Source organism: Priestia sp. 10L35, from assembly GCF_056395685.1.
This window is the reverse complement of sequence record NZ_JBFTKA010000001.1, coordinates 815,164-832,742: the sequence shown is the minus strand read 5'-3', so window position 1 is coordinate 832,742 and position 17,579 is coordinate 815,164. Positions and strand designations below refer to the sequence as shown.

16 protein-coding genes are annotated in these 17,579 nt (G+C 39.5%); 3 read left to right on the top strand and 13 right to left on the bottom strand.

Translation table 11 applies throughout. From position 1 onward, the window contains the following. Positions 1 to 3: 3 nt before the first annotated feature. The 7 genes from AC1DEF_RS04225 to AC1DEF_RS04195 form a co-directional block, all read right to left on the bottom strand. Positions 4 to 1,293: a lysine N(6)-hydroxylase/L-ornithine N(5)-oxygenase family protein gene (locus AC1DEF_RS04225; protein WP_043976601.1), complete on the bottom strand. Its 1,290-nt coding sequence runs from the start codon at positions 1,291 to 1,293 to the stop codon at positions 4 to 6. Beyond that, complete coding sequence (locus AC1DEF_RS04220; RefSeq protein ID WP_097824470.1) at positions 1,272 to 1,865, bottom strand: GNAT family N-acetyltransferase; 594 nt, start codon at positions 1,863 to 1,865, stop codon at positions 1,272 to 1,274. Before AC1DEF_RS04220 ends, AC1DEF_RS04225 begins: the two co-directional genes overlap by 22 nt. Then, a complete protein-coding gene (locus AC1DEF_RS04215) occupies positions 1,862 to 3,616 on the bottom strand; it encodes an IucA/IucC family protein (protein ID WP_097824471.1) in 1,755 nt (584 codons plus the stop codon). The genes AC1DEF_RS04220 and AC1DEF_RS04215 overlap by 4 nt, the downstream gene beginning before the upstream one ends. Next, positions 3,594 to 5,114 (bottom strand): pyridoxal phosphate-dependent decarboxylase family protein, encoded by a 1,521-nt coding sequence (locus tag AC1DEF_RS04210; RefSeq protein ID WP_097824472.1) that lies wholly within the window; start codon positions 5,112 to 5,114, stop codon positions 3,594 to 3,596. The genes AC1DEF_RS04215 and AC1DEF_RS04210 overlap by 23 nt, the downstream gene beginning before the upstream one ends. A 1-nt stretch (position 5,115) precedes the next feature. Beyond that, positions 5,116 to 6,480, bottom strand: coding sequence for an aspartate aminotransferase family protein (locus tag AC1DEF_RS04205; protein ID WP_016765332.1), 1,365 nt, complete (start codon positions 6,478 to 6,480; stop codon positions 5,116 to 5,118). A 262-nt stretch (positions 6,481 to 6,742) separates the two neighbouring features. After that, on the bottom strand, positions 6,743 to 7,435 hold the full coding sequence (locus tag AC1DEF_RS04200; protein ID WP_097824473.1) for a copper homeostasis protein CutC: 693 nt from the start codon (positions 7,433 to 7,435) through the stop codon (positions 6,743 to 6,745). 251 nt (positions 7,436 to 7,686) lie between these two features. Next, positions 7,687 to 8,484: a hypothetical protein gene (locus AC1DEF_RS04195; protein ID WP_477727302.1), complete on the bottom strand. Its 798-nt coding sequence runs from the start codon at positions 8,482 to 8,484 to the stop codon at positions 7,687 to 7,689. A 165-nt stretch (positions 8,485 to 8,649) separates the two neighbouring features. Between AC1DEF_RS04195 and AC1DEF_RS04190 the strand changes: the two genes are divergently transcribed. Together AC1DEF_RS04190 and AC1DEF_RS04185 are read left to right on the top strand one after the other, a co-directional pair. Continuing rightward, entirely contained in the window at positions 8,650 to 10,077 is a 1,428-nt protein-coding gene (locus tag AC1DEF_RS04190) for a cryptochrome/photolyase family protein (protein ID WP_097824474.1), read from the top strand. 213 nt (positions 10,078 to 10,290) lie between these two features. Continuing rightward, positions 10,291 to 11,523, top strand: coding sequence for an ATP-binding protein (locus tag AC1DEF_RS04185; RefSeq protein WP_255255770.1), 1,233 nt, complete (start codon positions 10,291 to 10,293; stop codon positions 11,521 to 11,523). Between the two features lie 62 nt (positions 11,524 to 11,585). Here AC1DEF_RS04185 and AC1DEF_RS04180 read toward each other — a convergent pair whose 3' ends face one another. The 3 genes from AC1DEF_RS04180 to AC1DEF_RS04170 all read right to left on the bottom strand — a co-directional run bounded on the left by AC1DEF_RS04180 (position 11,586) and on the right by AC1DEF_RS04170 (position 12,638). Beyond that, the gene (locus AC1DEF_RS04180) at positions 11,586 to 11,735 is read right to left on the bottom strand and encodes a hypothetical protein (RefSeq protein ID WP_176521301.1); all 150 of its coding nucleotides are present in this window, start codon (positions 11,733 to 11,735) and stop codon (positions 11,586 to 11,588) included. Between the two features lie 133 nt (positions 11,736 to 11,868). Next, a complete protein-coding gene (locus AC1DEF_RS04175) occupies positions 11,869 to 12,363 on the bottom strand; it encodes a metal-dependent hydrolase (RefSeq protein WP_230183202.1) in 495 nt (164 codons plus the stop codon). A gap of 107 nt (positions 12,364 to 12,470) precedes the next feature. Further along, on the bottom strand, positions 12,471 to 12,638 hold the full coding sequence (locus AC1DEF_RS04170) for a hypothetical protein (RefSeq protein ID WP_014458527.1): 168 nt from the start codon (positions 12,636 to 12,638) through the stop codon (positions 12,471 to 12,473). A 124-nt stretch (positions 12,639 to 12,762) separates the two neighbouring features. On the opposite strand from AC1DEF_RS04170, the gene AC1DEF_RS04165 reads away from it, so the two are divergent. After that, positions 12,763 to 13,005, top strand: a complete 243-nt coding sequence (locus AC1DEF_RS04165; RefSeq protein ID WP_043976583.1) for a hypothetical protein — start codon at positions 12,763 to 12,765, stop codon at positions 13,003 to 13,005. Between the two features lie 36 nt (positions 13,006 to 13,041). Here AC1DEF_RS04165 and AC1DEF_RS04160 read toward each other — a convergent pair whose 3' ends face one another. The 3 genes from AC1DEF_RS04160 to gabT form a co-directional block, all read right to left on the bottom strand. Further along, entirely contained in the window at positions 13,042 to 14,466 is a 1,425-nt protein-coding gene (locus tag AC1DEF_RS04160; protein ID WP_075419434.1) for an NAD-dependent succinate-semialdehyde dehydrogenase, read from the bottom strand. 31 nt (positions 14,467 to 14,497) lie between these two features. Then, the gene (locus AC1DEF_RS04155) at positions 14,498 to 15,868 is read right to left on the bottom strand and encodes a sigma-54 interaction domain-containing protein (protein WP_034649314.1); all 1,371 of its coding nucleotides are present in this window, start codon (positions 15,866 to 15,868) and stop codon (positions 14,498 to 14,500) included. A gap of 148 nt (positions 15,869 to 16,016) precedes the next feature. Continuing rightward, positions 16,017 to 17,372 carry a 4-aminobutyrate--2-oxoglutarate transaminase gene (gabT, locus tag AC1DEF_RS04150; protein WP_097824476.1) on the bottom strand — a complete coding sequence of 452 codons (1,356 nt, stop codon included), beginning with the start codon at positions 17,370 to 17,372 and terminating at the stop codon, positions 16,017 to 16,019. Positions 17,373 to 17,579 lie beyond the last annotated feature (207 nt).

The following is a 17,579-nucleotide window of genomic DNA, read 5'->3' as shown; positions in this document are numbered from 1 at the left end:
CTCTTAAAACCCAAACTTTTGGAAAACAGTATTTTTATATATTTTATACACGTTTTTACCTGCAATTTGATTAATCAAGACAGCATTGCGATAAGCCCCTAAACCTAAGTCTGGTGCTCCAACCCCGTGTGTATGAAGTTCTCCGTTTTGAACAAATAGCGGGGCGCCTTTTTTCTTCATCTCAACTTGATAGAGTTCATTAATTTTCAGCTGTCCTTTTTCATCAAACAGCAAATGTTCTTTTAAACCTTCCATAAAAGAAGGCTCTTTTGCATGATAGCCCGTGGCCATAATGACAATTTCACTTTCTTCTTTTTCAAACGAGGCCTGCTCGTATTGGTGAAGAGTAAGAAGATGTGTATCGTTTGTCTTTTCAACGCCTGCAAGTTCCGTAAGCGCGCGCATCATTAGCGGCACTTCTTTTCCTCCAATTGTTCGTTCGTAAATCAAATCATAAATATCACCGATCGTTTCAAAGCTTATTCCTTTGTATAAAAGAGCTTGATTTCGTAAAACGCTCTCTTTTTTCTCTTGGGGCAATCTGTAAAAATAGCGGGTATAATCAGGCGAAAAATGTTCAAGGCCAAGCTTTGAATATTCCATCGGATAAAATCCCTTTGAGCGCGTATACCAATTCAGCTTATAGTCAAACTGAGGCTGCTGTTGAAGTAAATCATAGACAATTTCAGCTGCGCTTTGACCAGAGCCAATTACGGTAATACTTTTAGCCTTCAGCGTTTGTTCACGATTCATTTTGTACTGAGCGGAGTGGTAGAACGTATCGCTGGCTACTGATTGAAAGTCTCTTGGCACTACGGGCTGTGTACCTACTCCGGTTACAAGATGATAGCTGTAAAAGGTATGAAGTCTCCCTTCTTTTTCAACTATTACTTCGTAGTAAGGTTTAGCATCTTCATGCATTTTCACTTCTTTTACTGTGCTGTTAAATTCAAGCCCGCTCAGCTGGCTTGCTACCCAGCGGCAATAATGATTGTATTCGTTTCTTGGGATATGAAACTTCTCAAAGAAATAAAACTGATACAAGCGCTCATGCTCATGCAAATAATTTAAGAACGTGTATGGACTCTTCGGATCCACCATCGTGACCACGTCTGCCATAAACGGAACTTGAAGAGTTGTCCCTTCTAAAAGCATTCCTGGATGCCAATTAAACTCCTTTTTTTGTTCAAAACATTTATATGTACAATCTGTTTTATCAATTAAAGCTGCTAATCCTAAATTAAATGGACCAACTCCTACTCCAATTACGTCTAAAATGTCCCGTTGTTCCATTCGCTCCACCTTCTTTCAAATACTGTTCTTTCACATTTCAGCAGTAAGCCTGTTTTATCAGGCAGCGACACTTCTTTCATAAATTGAAACCCGCATTTTTTAAATACTGCAATCATCTTTTCATTTCGTATATCTGGTTCCGCTATTACTTTAGCAGTATCTGCTACCTCGAACTTGTGCTTTAGTAAACTAAGAAGGAGCGGATAAATATAGCCTTTTCCTAAAAAAGCAGGTTCTCCAATTAATAAATGAATCCCTTGATCTCCTTTTTCATAAGGGTAATAGTTACTGATAATATCGCCGTCGACCGTATAAGATTCCCAATAGCTCATAGGTACACCGTCAATTTCTCCAATTAGCAGTTTTTGATGGGAATCAGCGAGAAATGTTTTTAAATGCTGCTCATACGCCTGTTTTGAAATATTTAAATTCCAATACGGAATAACATGCGGTTCATGCATCCACTTGTACAGCCGTTCGAAATCTTTTGCAAAAGAAACAGAGCGAAAGGTGATGCTCTGCTCCTTTTGCTGCATCATAAATGGATACTGCGTTTGTAATGCTGATTTCATACCCGTACACCTGCAGATTCGTACAGAGGATTTTCAACATTTACATAAACAGACTGCGTTTCAAGAGAGCCTACCAGCTCATCCATATCATGAACGCGCGTTAAGAAATTGGCTTTACAAGGAAGCACTTTCTCTTCTAACATCGATGAAACAAGCCCCGTATGATCTTTTTCTTTGTACCTCTCTATTTCTTGTCGCAGAATCAATAGCAGATCTGACTCTTGAACGAGGCCAGCTGCACCAAAAGCATTAACTAATCCTAAAATATGATTAAAAAATACGTAATAACGAAATCTTTCTTCTGCTACAGCATCATCACATACCGTATCGCTTTCTCCGTTTAAGGAAGGAAGCAGCTTGCGAAGCTCTTGTTCCTTTGATTTCATAAAGTAATAGCCTTGGTTGTCACGGTAGTAAAACACCGATGGATATCCGTTTTCATCAAGTTTAATAACGGAATTTTGCTGATGAGCTTCCAGCGCAATTCCTTTTTGAGTGTAAAGCCACATCATAGGATGAAAAGAAACATCTAAATAGCGTTTAAACCAGCGCTTGCTTATGTCTTCATTTGTGCTATTTTCACTTGAAGCAATATGATTAATGATATTTTCAATTTGAGAAGCTTTCCCAAACACATGATCTTGACACAAACTTGCTAGGAGTGTTGTACGGTTCCCTTGCTCACCTTGAAAAGGGTTGCTTCGAATCATGACTTCAAACCCAAGCTCCTTTTTTCCAAGCGTGATGTAAGCAGGATCTTCAATCACTTGAAAAGCCGGATGATTTTCTTGAAGCTCCGCCTGTAATCCTTCTTGCAATAAACGGCTTACTTCTACACCTCTGCTTAATTCTTTGCGTTTATTCACTCTCAGTGAATTCGTAATCTTCACCGGAATAGAAAATTTGTACATCACATCTGCATCTTCACTGTATACGGTTCGAACAGACGAAGTCGGATAAAACGGCTGACCGTGTGGCCCTAGATAAGCAAGCCGGCCTTTTTGAATCCATTCACACACTTCTTCTTTTCCTAAAAGATAACGAGCTTGCAGCGGATGCATAGGTATAAGTGAATAATCGTCCGCTTGGCAATACACCTGTATGAATTCTTCAGAAACCTTCTTATCTTTTTTCAACTGCTCTTTAATAAGCTGTGAAGCGGTTTGACTCTCGGCGGACTGTTCTGTAACAAGCGATTTATGTGCTCTAAAATAATGAAGATGAAATTTGCCGTTCACTTCAGGCCCAAACACCTTTTCTTCTTCAGGTAATATCCCTTGACGGCTTTTAGGTGTCGGATGCAGCTGGTGGCCAATAAGCAATGACTGCTCAGATTCTAAGAACGTTTTGTCCCATTTATAGCACGTTTCTAACTCTTTCTGTCTTTTTTCAATGAACAATTTCATATTTTCGTAGCTTAATAGTACACGTACAATTAGCTCATTCACCTGTAGTAAATGATCTGTTACTTCTTTTAAAAGAAAGGCTAAAAGAGTGACGACATCTAACTCCTTGAGCTCCTCTTTCTGAATGCGATAATAAAAGACCGGAAAGAACAAGTGCCGTCCGGTAGCTGAACGGTACTTTACTGGAAAGTAAAGAGTTACCGGCTGTTTTTCTAGCCTAAGAACGAGCGTTTCTTCGCTTTTCATTTCTGAAATGGACTGCCATACTCCCTTACCTGTTTCTCGAATATAGCAATTAATAATATTTTGCATTGTAATAAAATTAGCCGATAACTGAGCGTTCACGTAATCGCTCCTCCTTTTTCTCCAACTCTTTTCCTAAAGCCACGACTTCCTCTAACTGAGTGGCAACAGAATCAACTGTAATCATAGGATTTAACATCGTTAGCTTTAAATAAGCTTGCTCTTTATGCTTTGTTTTTGCCATGATAAAAGTGCCTTTTTCATATAAATGCTGCTGAATACGCTGATTTAACTTTTTTTCATAATGCTGCTGTTTTTGACAATCACTATATAAAGTATCTGGCACATAGCGAAATACAACCGCGTTCATATAAGGATCATTTAACACCGTAATATTCCTTTGCTTTCGTAAATGTTCAGCTGTCTGCTTAGCCGTTTCAATCGTATGATCAACCATTTTTCCATACTCATTTGTACCTACTGCACGGAAAGTCAGCCATAGCTTCAAGGCGTCAAATCGTTTGGTCGTTTGAATACTGCGATCTACCAAATGTACATGCTCATCTTCTTCAGGATTTAAATAATCTGCATGAAGCTGAATGTGTTTGAACATAGCTGAATTCTTCACTAGAAATGCGCCGCAGCTTACCGGCTGATAAAACCACTTATGAAAATCCATCGTAATAGAATCTGCTCGTTCAAGAGCTTTTAAGCGTTCACGATATTTATGTGAAAATAGCAGCGCTCCTCCATAAGCGGCGTCAGCATGAAGCCAAAGCCCTTCTTTTTTAGCTAGCTTACTCATTTCAAAAAGAGGATCTACGCTTCCAAAATCCGTCGTGCCTGCCGTTGCTACAACAGCAAAAGGAAGGTTTCCCTGGGCTTTGACTTCCCGTATTGCTTCTTCTAAATTTTCTATATCCATCTCGTGCCTTTCATTGCACTTTACACTCACCACTGCATTCATGCCCAGTCCAAGCTGAGCTGCAGATTGCTGCACTGTAAAGTGGGCTTTTTCGGAGCAGAAAATCCGCAGTTTTTTAGCTTGGAGCGGTAAACCTTCTTCACTAACATCAATGGAAAATGCAGCATGACAATATTCATTACGAGCAAGCAGAAGGCCCATATAATTCGACTGAGTCCCTCCGCTTGTAAAAACGCCAGAAGAAGAGCTTGGATAACCAATTTGTTGTGTTAACTCATCAATCACTTGATCTTCTATATACGTAGCTGCCGGACTTTGATCCCACGAGTCCATAGATTGATTCAAAGCAGAAATCATCACTTCCGCAGCAAGGGCCGGTATAATCGGAGGACAATGCAAGTGCGCCATTGCCCCGGGATGCGAAATATGAAGCGAATGATCCAGCACTACGGCTTGTACGTCATCAAACAGATCTTCTAGCGGCTGTTCGTGTTCGCTAAAATAGACCGAACGATTGACTAAGTTCGATAGTTCGTCAACGTCTATGTGAGTATAAGGGGATTTTAGTTCCTGGTAGTGACGTTTAATCATCTCAGTCATTCCGCCTATCATCGCTTCATAATTCTCGAGGCTTTCTTTGGATGATGATAAAAACCACTTTTCAAACGGCGCCATTTTATTTATTCACCCACTTCTCTTCTGCTGCTTTTATCGCTTCTTCAAATCTTGTTAACACTTCATCGGTTTGTTGTTTCGTTAAAATTAATGGAGGAAGCAGACGAATAACAGCACCATGTCTTCCACCCACTTCTAAAATGACGCCTCTGTCGAAACATTCTTTTTGGATCAGCTTAGCTAACTCACCGTTTGCAGGATGACTGCCGATTTTATTAGCCGGCTTTGTTGCGTCTATGATTTCAATGCCCAGCATCAAACCTCTTCCGCGTACATCACCAATTGAGAATACTTGCTTTTGAATATGCTTTAGCTGACTCTGAATATAAGCTCCTAATTCATGAGCATGTGCAGGTAAGTTTTCTTGTTTTATAAATTGCAGAGTGGCTTGTCCTGTAGCCATCGCAAGCTGATTTCCTCTAAAGGTGCCGATATGTGCACCCGCTTCCCATTGATCCAGCTTTTTATCATATAGAACGACTGATAAAGGAAGGCTGCCTCCAATTGCTTTAGATAGCACTAATACATCCGGTTGAATATCAGCGTGCTCAAATGCATACAGCTTTCCTGTTCGTCCAATTCCAGTTTGAACTTCATCGACAATAAGCGGAATGTTTCGTTCTTTTGTGATTCTGCGAAGCTCTTTTAACCATGGAATCGGCGCCGGAACAGAGCCTCCTTCTCCTTGTACAATTTCTACTACAACACCCGCCGGAGTAACAATTCCGCTTTCAGGGTCATCCAGCATATTTTCAATGTACGTACTAATGTACGTGTGACCTTCAGCACCTACGCCAAACGGGCAGCGATATTCATATGGATAAGGTAGAAAATGGGTATCGGGCACTAGCGCATGAATATGCTTTTTGGGACTCGTTGTACCGCTGATGCTTAACGTTCCGTGCGTGGAGCCGTGATATCCCCCTTGAAAAGATAAAATCGTTCGGTTACCTGTTGCTGTTTTTACAAGCTTCAAAGCCGCTTCAATTGCGTCTCCTCCAGTTGGACCGCAAAACTGTATTTTGGCTTTGTTTGCAAATTGTTCTGGCAAACTAGCAAATACTTCATCGATAAAAGCTTCTTTCACAGGCGTTGTTAAATCTAATGTATGTAAAGGAATAGATTTTGCTAAAACGTCTTGTATTGCTTCATGGACTACGTAATGGTTATGACCCAGAGCAAGCGTGCCGGCTCCTGCTAAACAATCAATATATTCTTTTCCATCCATATCCGTGATTACGGCGCCTTTTGCTTGTTTAATTGCAATAGGAAGGCGTCTAGGATAAGACCTTGCATTGGATTCACGTTCATTTTGCATAGCAAGCAGCATTTCGTTTGATGTAAGTTGTTTCGTTGACGTTGACATATCATATCCTCCTGTTTATTCAATTGATAATGATTTTCATTAACAATTACAACAATAAATGATAATGATTATCACTGTCAATGATTATTCTGAAAATATGAAATTATTCCTATTTCACTCTAAAGTCGAAAAAACACAGCATTTCTCTTATGTATCAAGGATTCACAGGGTTTTATGATGTTTTCCATTTAGGGAAAACTATGTAATAAGTCCCTTTCTATTTCCAAATAAAAAAGTGCTACAATTTCTTGTAGCACTTCTGTTACTTTTGTTTATTCATCGTCTCTTTTGCAGCTTTTACACTCCTTGGATCAAGCGGTTTCGTATATTGACAATTCACTCGAACCCCTGAACCAATACGAATTTCTTTCACGGGAGTAACGGATAAGAACGCTTGAAGATTTTCAGGTTTCAGCCCTTTTGTCCCGATTAAAATAATATCTTTATCTTTCATTCTTCTTAACAGTTTTTTAATATGAGGAATACCGTTTAGCGCACTTTTATCCGCTCCCGAAGTCATGACACGCTGAATTTGCTTATAGCTTAAAAGCGTTTCAAGCGCCTTTTCTTGATCACAGATTTCATCAAATGCTAAGTGGAACGTTACATTCATTTCTCCTGCCGCATCGAGCAGTCGCTTTAAAGCTTGCTCATCAATAATTTTGTCTTCTGTTAAACAGCCTATTTCAATTCCATCAATGCCAATTTCTCTTGCATATTTAATATCTTCAATCATTGTTTGCAAATCGTCTTCATCATATTGAAAAGATTGATTATGTGGACGAATCATCACAAATATTGGGATATGTATCGTTTCTTTCACTTTTTTCATCAAACCGTAGCTTGGGGTTAAGCCGCCTTCACCGATTCCAGTTACAAGGCTTATACGATCGGCACCATGTTCCTGGGCAACTTTAGCATCATGTAAGGTTGCAGCTGTGACTTCTAATATCATTCTAAAAACACCCTTTCCCCTTTAATATAGAGCTTTTGCCTTCTTTTCCCTGTATTTATACTTAAAAAACTCTACCAAACTCTCTTATGTAAGAAAACACCCAAAAGATGTGATTAATATTTTCAAAAAATTGAATGTCATGGAAAAAGAGTAAGAACTATTCTTTTTCTCATGACGTTTCAATTAATAAAATTCTATATTTATACTAAAGATTCAAAAATACATCCCTTTTATCTAGGGTAAAGGGTTTATTAAAAAGAACGTGGATTTGTTTGTTGCATGAACATCCAATCATTTAAAGAATGAGGCTGCTGATACCCAACGGGTGCTGAGAAATCGCGGCATCCGCAATCGTGCATCGGCATTTGACCCATTCCTCCGTACATTGGCGGCATTCCTCCTTGCATCGGCATTTGACCCATTCCTCCATGCATTGGCGGCATTCCTCCTTGCATCGGCATTTGACCCATTCCTCCATGCATTGGCGGCATTCCTCCTTGCATCGGCATTTGACCCATTCCTCCGTACATTGGCGGCATTCCTCCTTGCATCGGCATTTGACCCATTCCTCCGTGCATTGGCGGCATTCCTCCTTGCATCGGCATTTGACCCATTCCTCCGTGCATCGGCATTCCACCTTGCATCGGCATTTGACCCATTCCTCCATGCATCGGCATTCCGTCTTGCATCGGCATTTGACCCATTCCTCCATGCATCGGCATTCCGTCTTGCATCGGCATTTGACCCATTCCTTCATGCATTGGCGGTAGCTCTCCGTACATTGGCATTTGATTCATTTCTTTTTGCATCGGCGGCATTCCGCCTTGCATTGGCATTTGATTCATTCCTCCATGCATCGACGGCATTGCATCTTTCATCGGCGGCATTTCTCCGTGCATTGGCATTTGATTTGCGCCTTCTTGCATCGGCATTGCCTGCATTTCTTTTGCAGAAGGCATAGGCGGCATTTTAGCAGGTTTAGGTGCTGCTTGCATATATGGATTGGATATCGGTTGTCCGGTTTGTTTCATTCCATACGAATTTCTCATTTTTAAGGGCTCCTTCCCATTCTCTTACTCTGTTTACGTTATTCTTTTTACCATCAATCTGAAATTCGTCCATAAGAAAATAGGCCTTCTACACATTCAAAATTGTAGAACGTATAAGAAAAAAGCTATAATCGAGGCAAATTGCAGATAGAAAGGTGGCACATGATGAATAAAACCATTATCGTATGGATTCGAAAAGATTTTCGGCTGGTTGATAACCCAGCTCTATTTCACGCAGCTAAAGAAGGAATGGTTGTACCTGTTTATATCCATGACGACTATGAAGAAAGCTCAATGGGAAGTGCAAGTAAATGGTGGCTTCACCATGCGCTGAATGACTTTAAAACCTCGATCAAAAAAATAAAAGGAACGCTGATTGTACAAAAAGGAAACCCTAAAGATGTGTTGCAAAAATTACTCCATGAAACGAATGCACAAGATATTTATTGGAATAGACGCTATGAACCACATGCGCTAAAAAAAGATAAAGAGCTTCAAGCTTTTTTTTCAGAGCAACAAATAAATATTCGCACATTTGAGGGATTTCTCCTTCATGAACCTTGGAAAATCACAAAAGAAAATGGAGAGCCTTATAAAGTATTTACAGCTTATTATAAAGCTTCTCAAAAACATTCCGTATCTTCTGCTGTAAAAAAAGTTACTTCCATACAGGCCTCCTCTAAACCGGTTGAATCTCTTTCAGTCTCAGATCTCGATTTGCTTCCAAGCATACCGTGGGATGAAACGATTAAGTCGACGTGGGAAGCTACGGAAAAAGGCGCGATTGATGTGTTCAAAACGTTTTTAAAGAATAAGCTGCTTCATTATGAAAAAGGACGAGATTTTCCTGCTGAAGCATTAAATTCATTTCTATCTCCTTATTTCGCTACAGGACAGCTCTCAGCTCGAGTTCTTTATCATTATTTGAGAACTAAAGCAGAAAAAATAAGTTCTGGTGCTTTTGAACAGCAAGCTGAAATGTTTATTCGTCAACTTATATGGAGAGATTTTGCTTATCAGCTGCTTTATCATTTCCCGCACACTACAACTGAACCGCTTAATGAAAAATTCAAGCAATTTCAGTGGGCTGACGGCAATGAAGAGCTTCAAGCTTGGAAAAATGGAAAAACCGGCTATCCCCTTGTCGATGCCGGGATGCGGGAACTGTGGGAAACAGGTTTTATGCACAATCGAGTTCGAATGGTAGCCGCTTCCTTTTTAGTAAAGCACCTTTTAATTCATTGGAAACACGGAGCAAATTGGTTTTTTGATACCTTAGTAGACGCAGATTTAGCTAATAACACAATGGGCTGGCAGTGGGTTGCAGGCTCGGGTGCAGACGCCGCGCCATATTTTCGTATTTTTAATCCAATTACTCAATCAGAAAAATTTGATAAAGAAGGAGAATATATTAAAAAGTGGCTTCCAGAACTTAAAGATATTCCATCTTCTTATATTCATAAACCTTGGGAGGCCCCAGCAGACGTATTAGAAAAAGCAAACGTTACACTTAATAAAACATACCCGGCTCCAATTGTCGATCATAAAGCAGCTAGAGAGCGAGCTCTAGAGCATTATCAGCATATCAAATAAGAGGCGTGATTTACCTCTTATTTGATATGCTGAATTTTTTAAACGTGTAAAAAATTCCCTTTCTTATCTATTTGCAACTAAAAACATGTATTTGAAATCTCTTTATAGGGTTTTCAAGCCCAATTCTCCTCTCTATAGCACATTTGATTTTTCATATTTTTTCCTATAATTTGAATATATAATAATGATTATATATGCTGGGGAACTCTCTCATTGCATAGATCTGATTGGAGTGATTCGATGCCCGTTTGTCCTTCTTGTAACTATAAGGAAGATTATAATTTTTGCAGAATGTGCGGTACTCAAGTTCGGCACACCTTCATCAATCAAGAAGATCAGCTTTTTTATCCATTAAAAGATCGAATCATTACGGATAACAATGAACCAAAGCATCAAGCTATTTTATCTCATACCCATGATTTAGTATGTGCTCTTACTGAAGGTGGCATTTATGAATATGCTTCTCCTTCTTACGCTAAAACGTTAGGCGTTTATCCTGATGAACTTATTGGACAACATGTGCTTATCAATGCGTATCCCGAAGACAAACACATAATCTCGACTATTTTAGCTAACATGAGCAAAACAAAAGACGCCTCTACATTTGAATACCGAAAGTTTCATGTGAACGGCACCATCGTTTTATTAGAATGTAAAGGCGCTCCAATTATCACATCCACTGGAGAAATCGAAGGGTTTGTATTTGTCTCACGAGACGTAACAGAAAAAAGACAAGCAGAGAAAAAGATCCGAAATTCAGAAAAACTTTCTGTCATTGGTCACCTTGCTGCAAGTATCGCACACGAGGTTAGAAATCCTTTGACAACCATTAAAGGATTTATACAACTGTTCAGTGAGACACAGCAGCCGAAGAAAACAATGATTTATCGAGATCTCATTCAGCATGAACTTTCACAAATTGAACATATCATCACAGAGTTTATGAGTTTAGCTAAACAAGAATACGTATATACAGACAACCTTGTTATTACCGACTTGTTAGATGAGGTATTAAAGCAATTTGAACTGGCTACTGGAGTTAAAAACATCCACATCTTTCGTCATTATCCAAAAGAACATCCTCTGCTCGTTAGTGGGCAAAAAACACAGCTAACCCAAGTATTTATTCATATTATACAAAATGCCCTTGATTCGATGGAAAGCGGCGGCAAGCTGGCGGTATCGATTGAAAAATCAGCTAGAGAAACGCTGTGCATTGTGATAAAAGACAATGGATGTGGAATTGATTCAAAGCGTATCCCTCATATAGGAGAGCCTTTTTATACAACAAAAGAACGAGGAATAGGCCTGGGACTAACAATTTGCAACAAAATTATTAACGAACATAATGGTTTTTTTCATGTATCCAGTGAAAAAAATGATGGCACAAGTATTACCATTACCCTTCCTATGAAAACGACTGAACTTTACGTAGTGGAAGCCTAAAAGAGAGGCTGAGACATAACTAAATCACTTCCATTTAAAGACGAACGAATTAGATAAATGCTCTAGTATAAATGGCCTTTTACACCGCTGCTGATATCCGTACAAGGTTTCGCTTTACGCGGGCGGCCGATAGCCTCCTCGTCGCTAGACTCCTGCGGGGTCTCATCTAGGCCGCTTTTCCCGCAGGAGTCTTCGCCTTGCCCTCCAATCAACTGCTAGAAGCAACTAAACAGATAAGACCTACGTTCACCATTCCAATAAAAAACGAACCACCAATCAAATATTTTGATCAATAGTTCGTCATTTATCTTGGCTAACATACTTTTATCCCAGCCTCTTTTTCCTTTAAAACAGCTGGCTGTACAGCTGATACTTATAAAGCATATAGAAACTTCCTATCACTGCCAGGTAAAAGATAAGAGTCTCTGCTCCGCTGCCTGTTTCATATGTTAAAGGAGGCTTAAACTTCTTCTTGCTAAGAGGTGAGAAAAAAGGTACCCCTCGTTTAGAAAAGAAATCTCCAAGAATATGAAAAGCGTATCCATAGGCTATTCCTAATGTAAAGTCGTTGTCATACATCGTATGTAAATAAAAAATAAGTCCGCTTGCAAGAATAGAATGCGTAATACCTCGGTGTCCAAAAATAGATTTAATTATTTTTGCGAGACCAAGAGATCTTCTACCAATATATGAATTTGGTTCATCAATATCAGGAAGCAGTGCTCCAATCGCGATGCCTACAACATAAGGAAATGTAAACGAAGCGTCTCCTGTTATAGCCACGCCGGCACCGGCAGCAATCGATGTTGCAATATGTGTGTGATATCTCAAATATGCCACCTTCTTTCTTTTTCAACTTAAGGCAAGCACTGTGATCAAAATCACACATACGTTCGCCCAACGTTAACTATAAGTGAAGGTGGTAAAAATGTCAAAATAATCTATGATTACGTAAGCTGCAGACCGACTAACCCGATAAGCATCACAAGAAAACTAATAAGAGTACCCTTTCCATTTTTCTTTGCTCTTCCATCTTTTTTGACAATAGAATAAATCCACGTACTCGAATACACAGCGAATCCAAGAAAACCAAATAACGTGATATATGTAAACATACCGAAACTCCTTTGCTTGTCATTACTATTAACTATACGAGATTTTATAAAAAAAAACAAAGTAGTATGACGGCTTGTTTAATATCTCTTTCTTTTTCTTATACTAGGAAGAGGAGGGATGGCTATGCAACAGAAGCAGCTGGAAGATATATTCGACTTCTATGGGTTAAGTGAGGTTTATCACGGCAATTTCGAGGATGTTGAACATCACTGGTTATTTAAAGACGTGGAGGCAGCTATACTTGAAGATTTTTTTAACTCTCACGATTGCGAAGATCTCGAATGCTGTACTCTAGAAGAATTTTGTTTTTTATTTATGAATTTCCAATCCATACATGCACAAATTCCCCACGTGTACTATTACTAAAAAAGTGATTTCGCAGGAAAGCGAAATCACTTTTTGTTAAAAGCCTAAAGAAATATATTTCACTTCTAAATATTCTTCAATTCCATAATGTCCGCCTTCACGTCCAAGTCCACTTTCTTTAAAGCCGCCAAACGGCGCTTGTGGTGTAGAAGGTAGTCCATCATTTAGCCCTACAATACCATATTCTAAAGCTTCAGCAATACGAATAGCTTCTGAAATATTTTCAGTGAACACATAGGCTGCTAATCCGTAAGGCGAGTTATTTGCACGGCGAATAACTTCTTCTTCTGTTTGATACGTCGCAATTGGAGCAATTGGCCCGAATGTTTCCTCGTACATACAAAGCATATCGTCCGTTGCGCCATCTACAACCGTAGGTTCAACAAACAGTCCGCTTCCCTCTTCGCGTACAGCCCCTCCAGTTAAGACGTTTCCGCCTTTTGCTACAACATCATCTAAGTGGCGCTTTACTTTTGCTAACGCTTTTTCATCGATTAAAGGTCCGATATCCGTACCTTCTTCTAAGCCGTTTCCGACTTTCAGCTGACTAACAGCCGCTGCAAACTGCTCTGCGAACGGTTTAGCAATAGACTCGTGCACGTAGATGCGGTTTGTACATACGCATGTTTGACCAGCGTTGCGGAATTTAGAAGCAATTGCATTTGTTACTGCTTTATCTAAATCAGCATTTGCTGTTACGATAAACGGAGCGTGTCCGCCTAACTCTAAAGACACTTTTTTAACCGTATCAGCTGCTCCGCGCATTAACAGTTTACCTACTTCTGTAGAGCCCGTAAACGATAGTTTACGTACACGTCCATCTTGAAGCCACGCTTCTCCAATCGCTTTTGCATCTCCCGTAACTACATTAATTACGCCTTTTGGAATACCCGCTTCTTGTGCAAGCTCTGCTAGTCGAAGAGCCGTTAGTGGCGTTTGTTCTGCGGGTTTAATAACCGCTGTACATCCAGCTGCTAAAGCTGGCGCTACTTTACGCGTAATCATAGCTGCCGGGAAGTTCCAAGGCGTAATAGCTGCCATGACTCCCACAGGCTGCTTATGAGCAAATAATCGTTTATTAGGAGAAGAAGCTGGAATTGTTTCTCCGTAAATGCGCTTGCCTTCTTCTGCGTACCATGAAACAAATCCGTTGGCATAGCCAATTTCACCTTTTGCTTCTTTAAGAGGCTTACCTTGCTCAACTGTCATTATTTCAGCAAGTTCATCCGTGTGTTCTTCGATCAGCTGATGCCATTTAAATAATAATTTACCGCGCTCTTCTGCTGTTTTTTTAGACCATGTTTGAAACGCTTCATAGGCAGCATCTGCTGCTAGCTTCGCTTCTTTTTCTCCACCTTTTGCAACAGCAGCCACTACTTCATTTGTTGCTGGATTTACCACTTCATATGTATCATTTGCTGAAACAAATTCTCCGTTAATATATAAGTTTGCTTGCTTCATATTTCTTCACTCCCTGCTTAAATTTATCTACTCAATATTCTGTGCTGTCCGAAACGTACTTTCGAATTTTACGACTGGCTTGCGATTGGCTAATACCAAGCTGTTCTGCTACTTTGTAAGACGACCTATGCTGTTCAAACGCCTTTATGACCATCTCTTTTTCCACATGTTCAATCATTTCAGGAAGCGTATGCACAGGTGGATCGATAGCAAACTCTTTTGCAAAAGGCAAATCTTTAAGCGTAATCATTTCTTCCCCTGTAACCACCAGACGCTCAATGATATTTTCCACTTCACGAACGTTTCCTTTCCATTCTTGTCCTAAAAACGCATCTAACGCCTTTGGTGATAAACGTACATTACGTTCGTATACCGTATTAAAATGGTGAAGAAACTGATAGACAAGCGGCAGAATATCTTCTTTTCGCTCTCGTAAAGGAGGAATGGTAATCGGCACTACATTAAGTCGATAGTACAAATCACGTCTAAACTTTCCTTCTTCCACCATTTGTTCTAGATTTTGATTCGTAGCAGCAATAATTCGTACGTCTATTGATACTGCTCTTGTTGAGCCCACGGGACGAATTGTACGGTCTTGCAGCACGTGGAGCAACTTACTTTGTGCTGAAAGAGAAAGTTCACCAATCTCATCTAGAAAAAGCGTGCCTTCGTTTGAAAGCTCAATGATCCCTTTTTTCCCTTCTCGAAATGCTCCAGTGAACGTACCGCCTTCATAGCCAAATAGCTCTGATTCAATAAGCTGTTCAGGAAGCGCTGCACAATTAAGCTCATGATACGGTTGCTGTTTTCTTGTACTAAGCTGGTGAAGCAGTTTTGCCACTCTGCTTTTTCCTACCCCTGTTTCTCCAAGTAAAAGAACGGTTGTATTTACAGAAGCAACTCGTTGAATGGTTGAAAAAACTTTTTTCATCGCTTCACTTTTTGTCACGATGCCTTCTAAATCCACGGCTTCGTTTAATTCTTTTTTATAGTTTTCAAGCTGTTCTTCCATCTCTTCTACTTTTCGTTTTAATTCCATTAAGTCTGTGAGATCCCGAGAATAGCTAATAACGCTTTTTAAATGCCCGTCGTTTGTAAATACCGGCCTTGTCCGCACGTGAAGATACCGGCCGGAGTTTGTTTTTTGAACCAATTCAATTGCTTGATTAGATTCAATCACTTTTAGCGTGGCCGAAGGATAAAAAATACCCATTTCCTGCAGTTCTTTTACGTGCTTTCCAATAAAATCTTCCACTTTCAAAGCATAGTTTTTTTCACACTCTGAATTTACAACTAACACATATCCATTTGCATCAGTTACGAAGATTTCATCAAATGATGACTCAAATATATCGTAAAGTTCGTCGTTAATTTGCTGAATATGCTTTTTATGAATGGTCATTTGAATCACCTTTTCGTCAAAAAATAATTATTATTTTATTTTATCAGAAAATGAAAAATCTATAAATAGAGTGTCCAAACATACCCATTCTTTGTGATTCATGAAGAATGAGTGAAGAGTTCTCTCTTCACTCATGCCTCAATTCCACTTACACTTCAACCGTTAGCTGTACGCTTGCTTCTAGTGCTGCTTCAAAAATAGCTAAGCCTTCTTCCAGCTGCTCATCTGTAATAACAATCGGCATTAAGATACGAAGAACGTTTCCAAATACTCCTGCACTAAGCAGTAATAATCCACGGTTGTTTGCTTCTTTCACGATGCGCTGTGTAAGCTCTTTGTCTGCTTCTTTTGTTTCACGGTCTTTCACAAGCTCAATCGCAGACATCGCTCCTAATCCGCGAATATCACCGATACAGTCATATTTTTCTGCTAGTTTTTCAAATCGTGATGTTACCACTTTTCCAAGGTACTCACCGCGTTCATTTAGCTTTTCTTCTTCAATGATATCAAGTACAGCTAAAGCTGCTTCACATCCAAGAGGACTTCCGCAATACGTTCCGCCAAGCTCACCAGGATTAGATTCATCCATGATTTCAGCACGGCCAATGACACCGCTGATTGGTACGCCAGCTCCTAGTGATTTTGATACCGTAATTAAATCAGGCTCAACGTCAAAATGTTCAATACCGAAGTAACGGCCTGTACGTGCAAATCCTGCTTGAATTTCATCTGATACAAATAAAATTCCGTGCTCTTTACATAATTGATACACTTCTTGCACAAAACGTTTACCTGGAACAATGAAACCACCTTCACCTTGAATCGGCTCCATGACAACAGCTGCAATCGTTTCCGGTGCTACTTCTGTATTTAAGAAGTTTTTGAATTCTGTAATCATGAAATCTTCGTATGCTTCAACTGATAACCCTTGTGGACGGCGATACTCATAAGGATATGGAGCTTTGTATACTTCAGGAGCAAACGGTCCAAATTCATATTTATATGGTTTTACTTTACTTGTCATTGTCATTGTCATTAATGTACGACCATGGAAACCGCGGTTAAAGGAAATAATTCCTTGGCGCTTTGTATATTTACGAGCAATTTTCACTGCGTTTTCTACAGCTTCTGCTCCGCTATTTAAAAGTAATACTTTCTTGTCAAATTCACCCGGTGCAATTGCTGCTAATCTTTCTGCAAGCTCTACGTATGACTCATACATCATTACGTTAAATCCCGTGTGAATAAAACGGTCTACTTGTTTGTGAAGCGCTTCTTTTACTTTTGGATGACTGTGCCCTACATTGATTGTGCCAATTGCGCCTACGAAATCAATAAACGTATTGCCATCGACATCTTTAACGATCGCCCCTTCAGCCGTATCAGCAAATGTCGGAATGCCATAACTTACACCTTTCGGAATGGCACGGTGTCTTCTATCTAATAATTGCTTTGCATTTTCTCCCGGTAAATTTGTTGCTACTTTGCTAAAAGTTTGACTCATTTTTTATCTTCCTCTCATATTAAATAATTCTTCAATTAGTTTATATGCAAAAAACGTGCCAACTTTTAAAAAGCTGAAAAATAAGCATTTTTAGATAATTCTAACGATATTTGACTCATCAATAAGTCTATATAAACTTATTGATGAGTCAAAAAAGACTTTCCTCTCGCATAAAGTACAGGAATTTTATATTGCCATAAAAGGAAC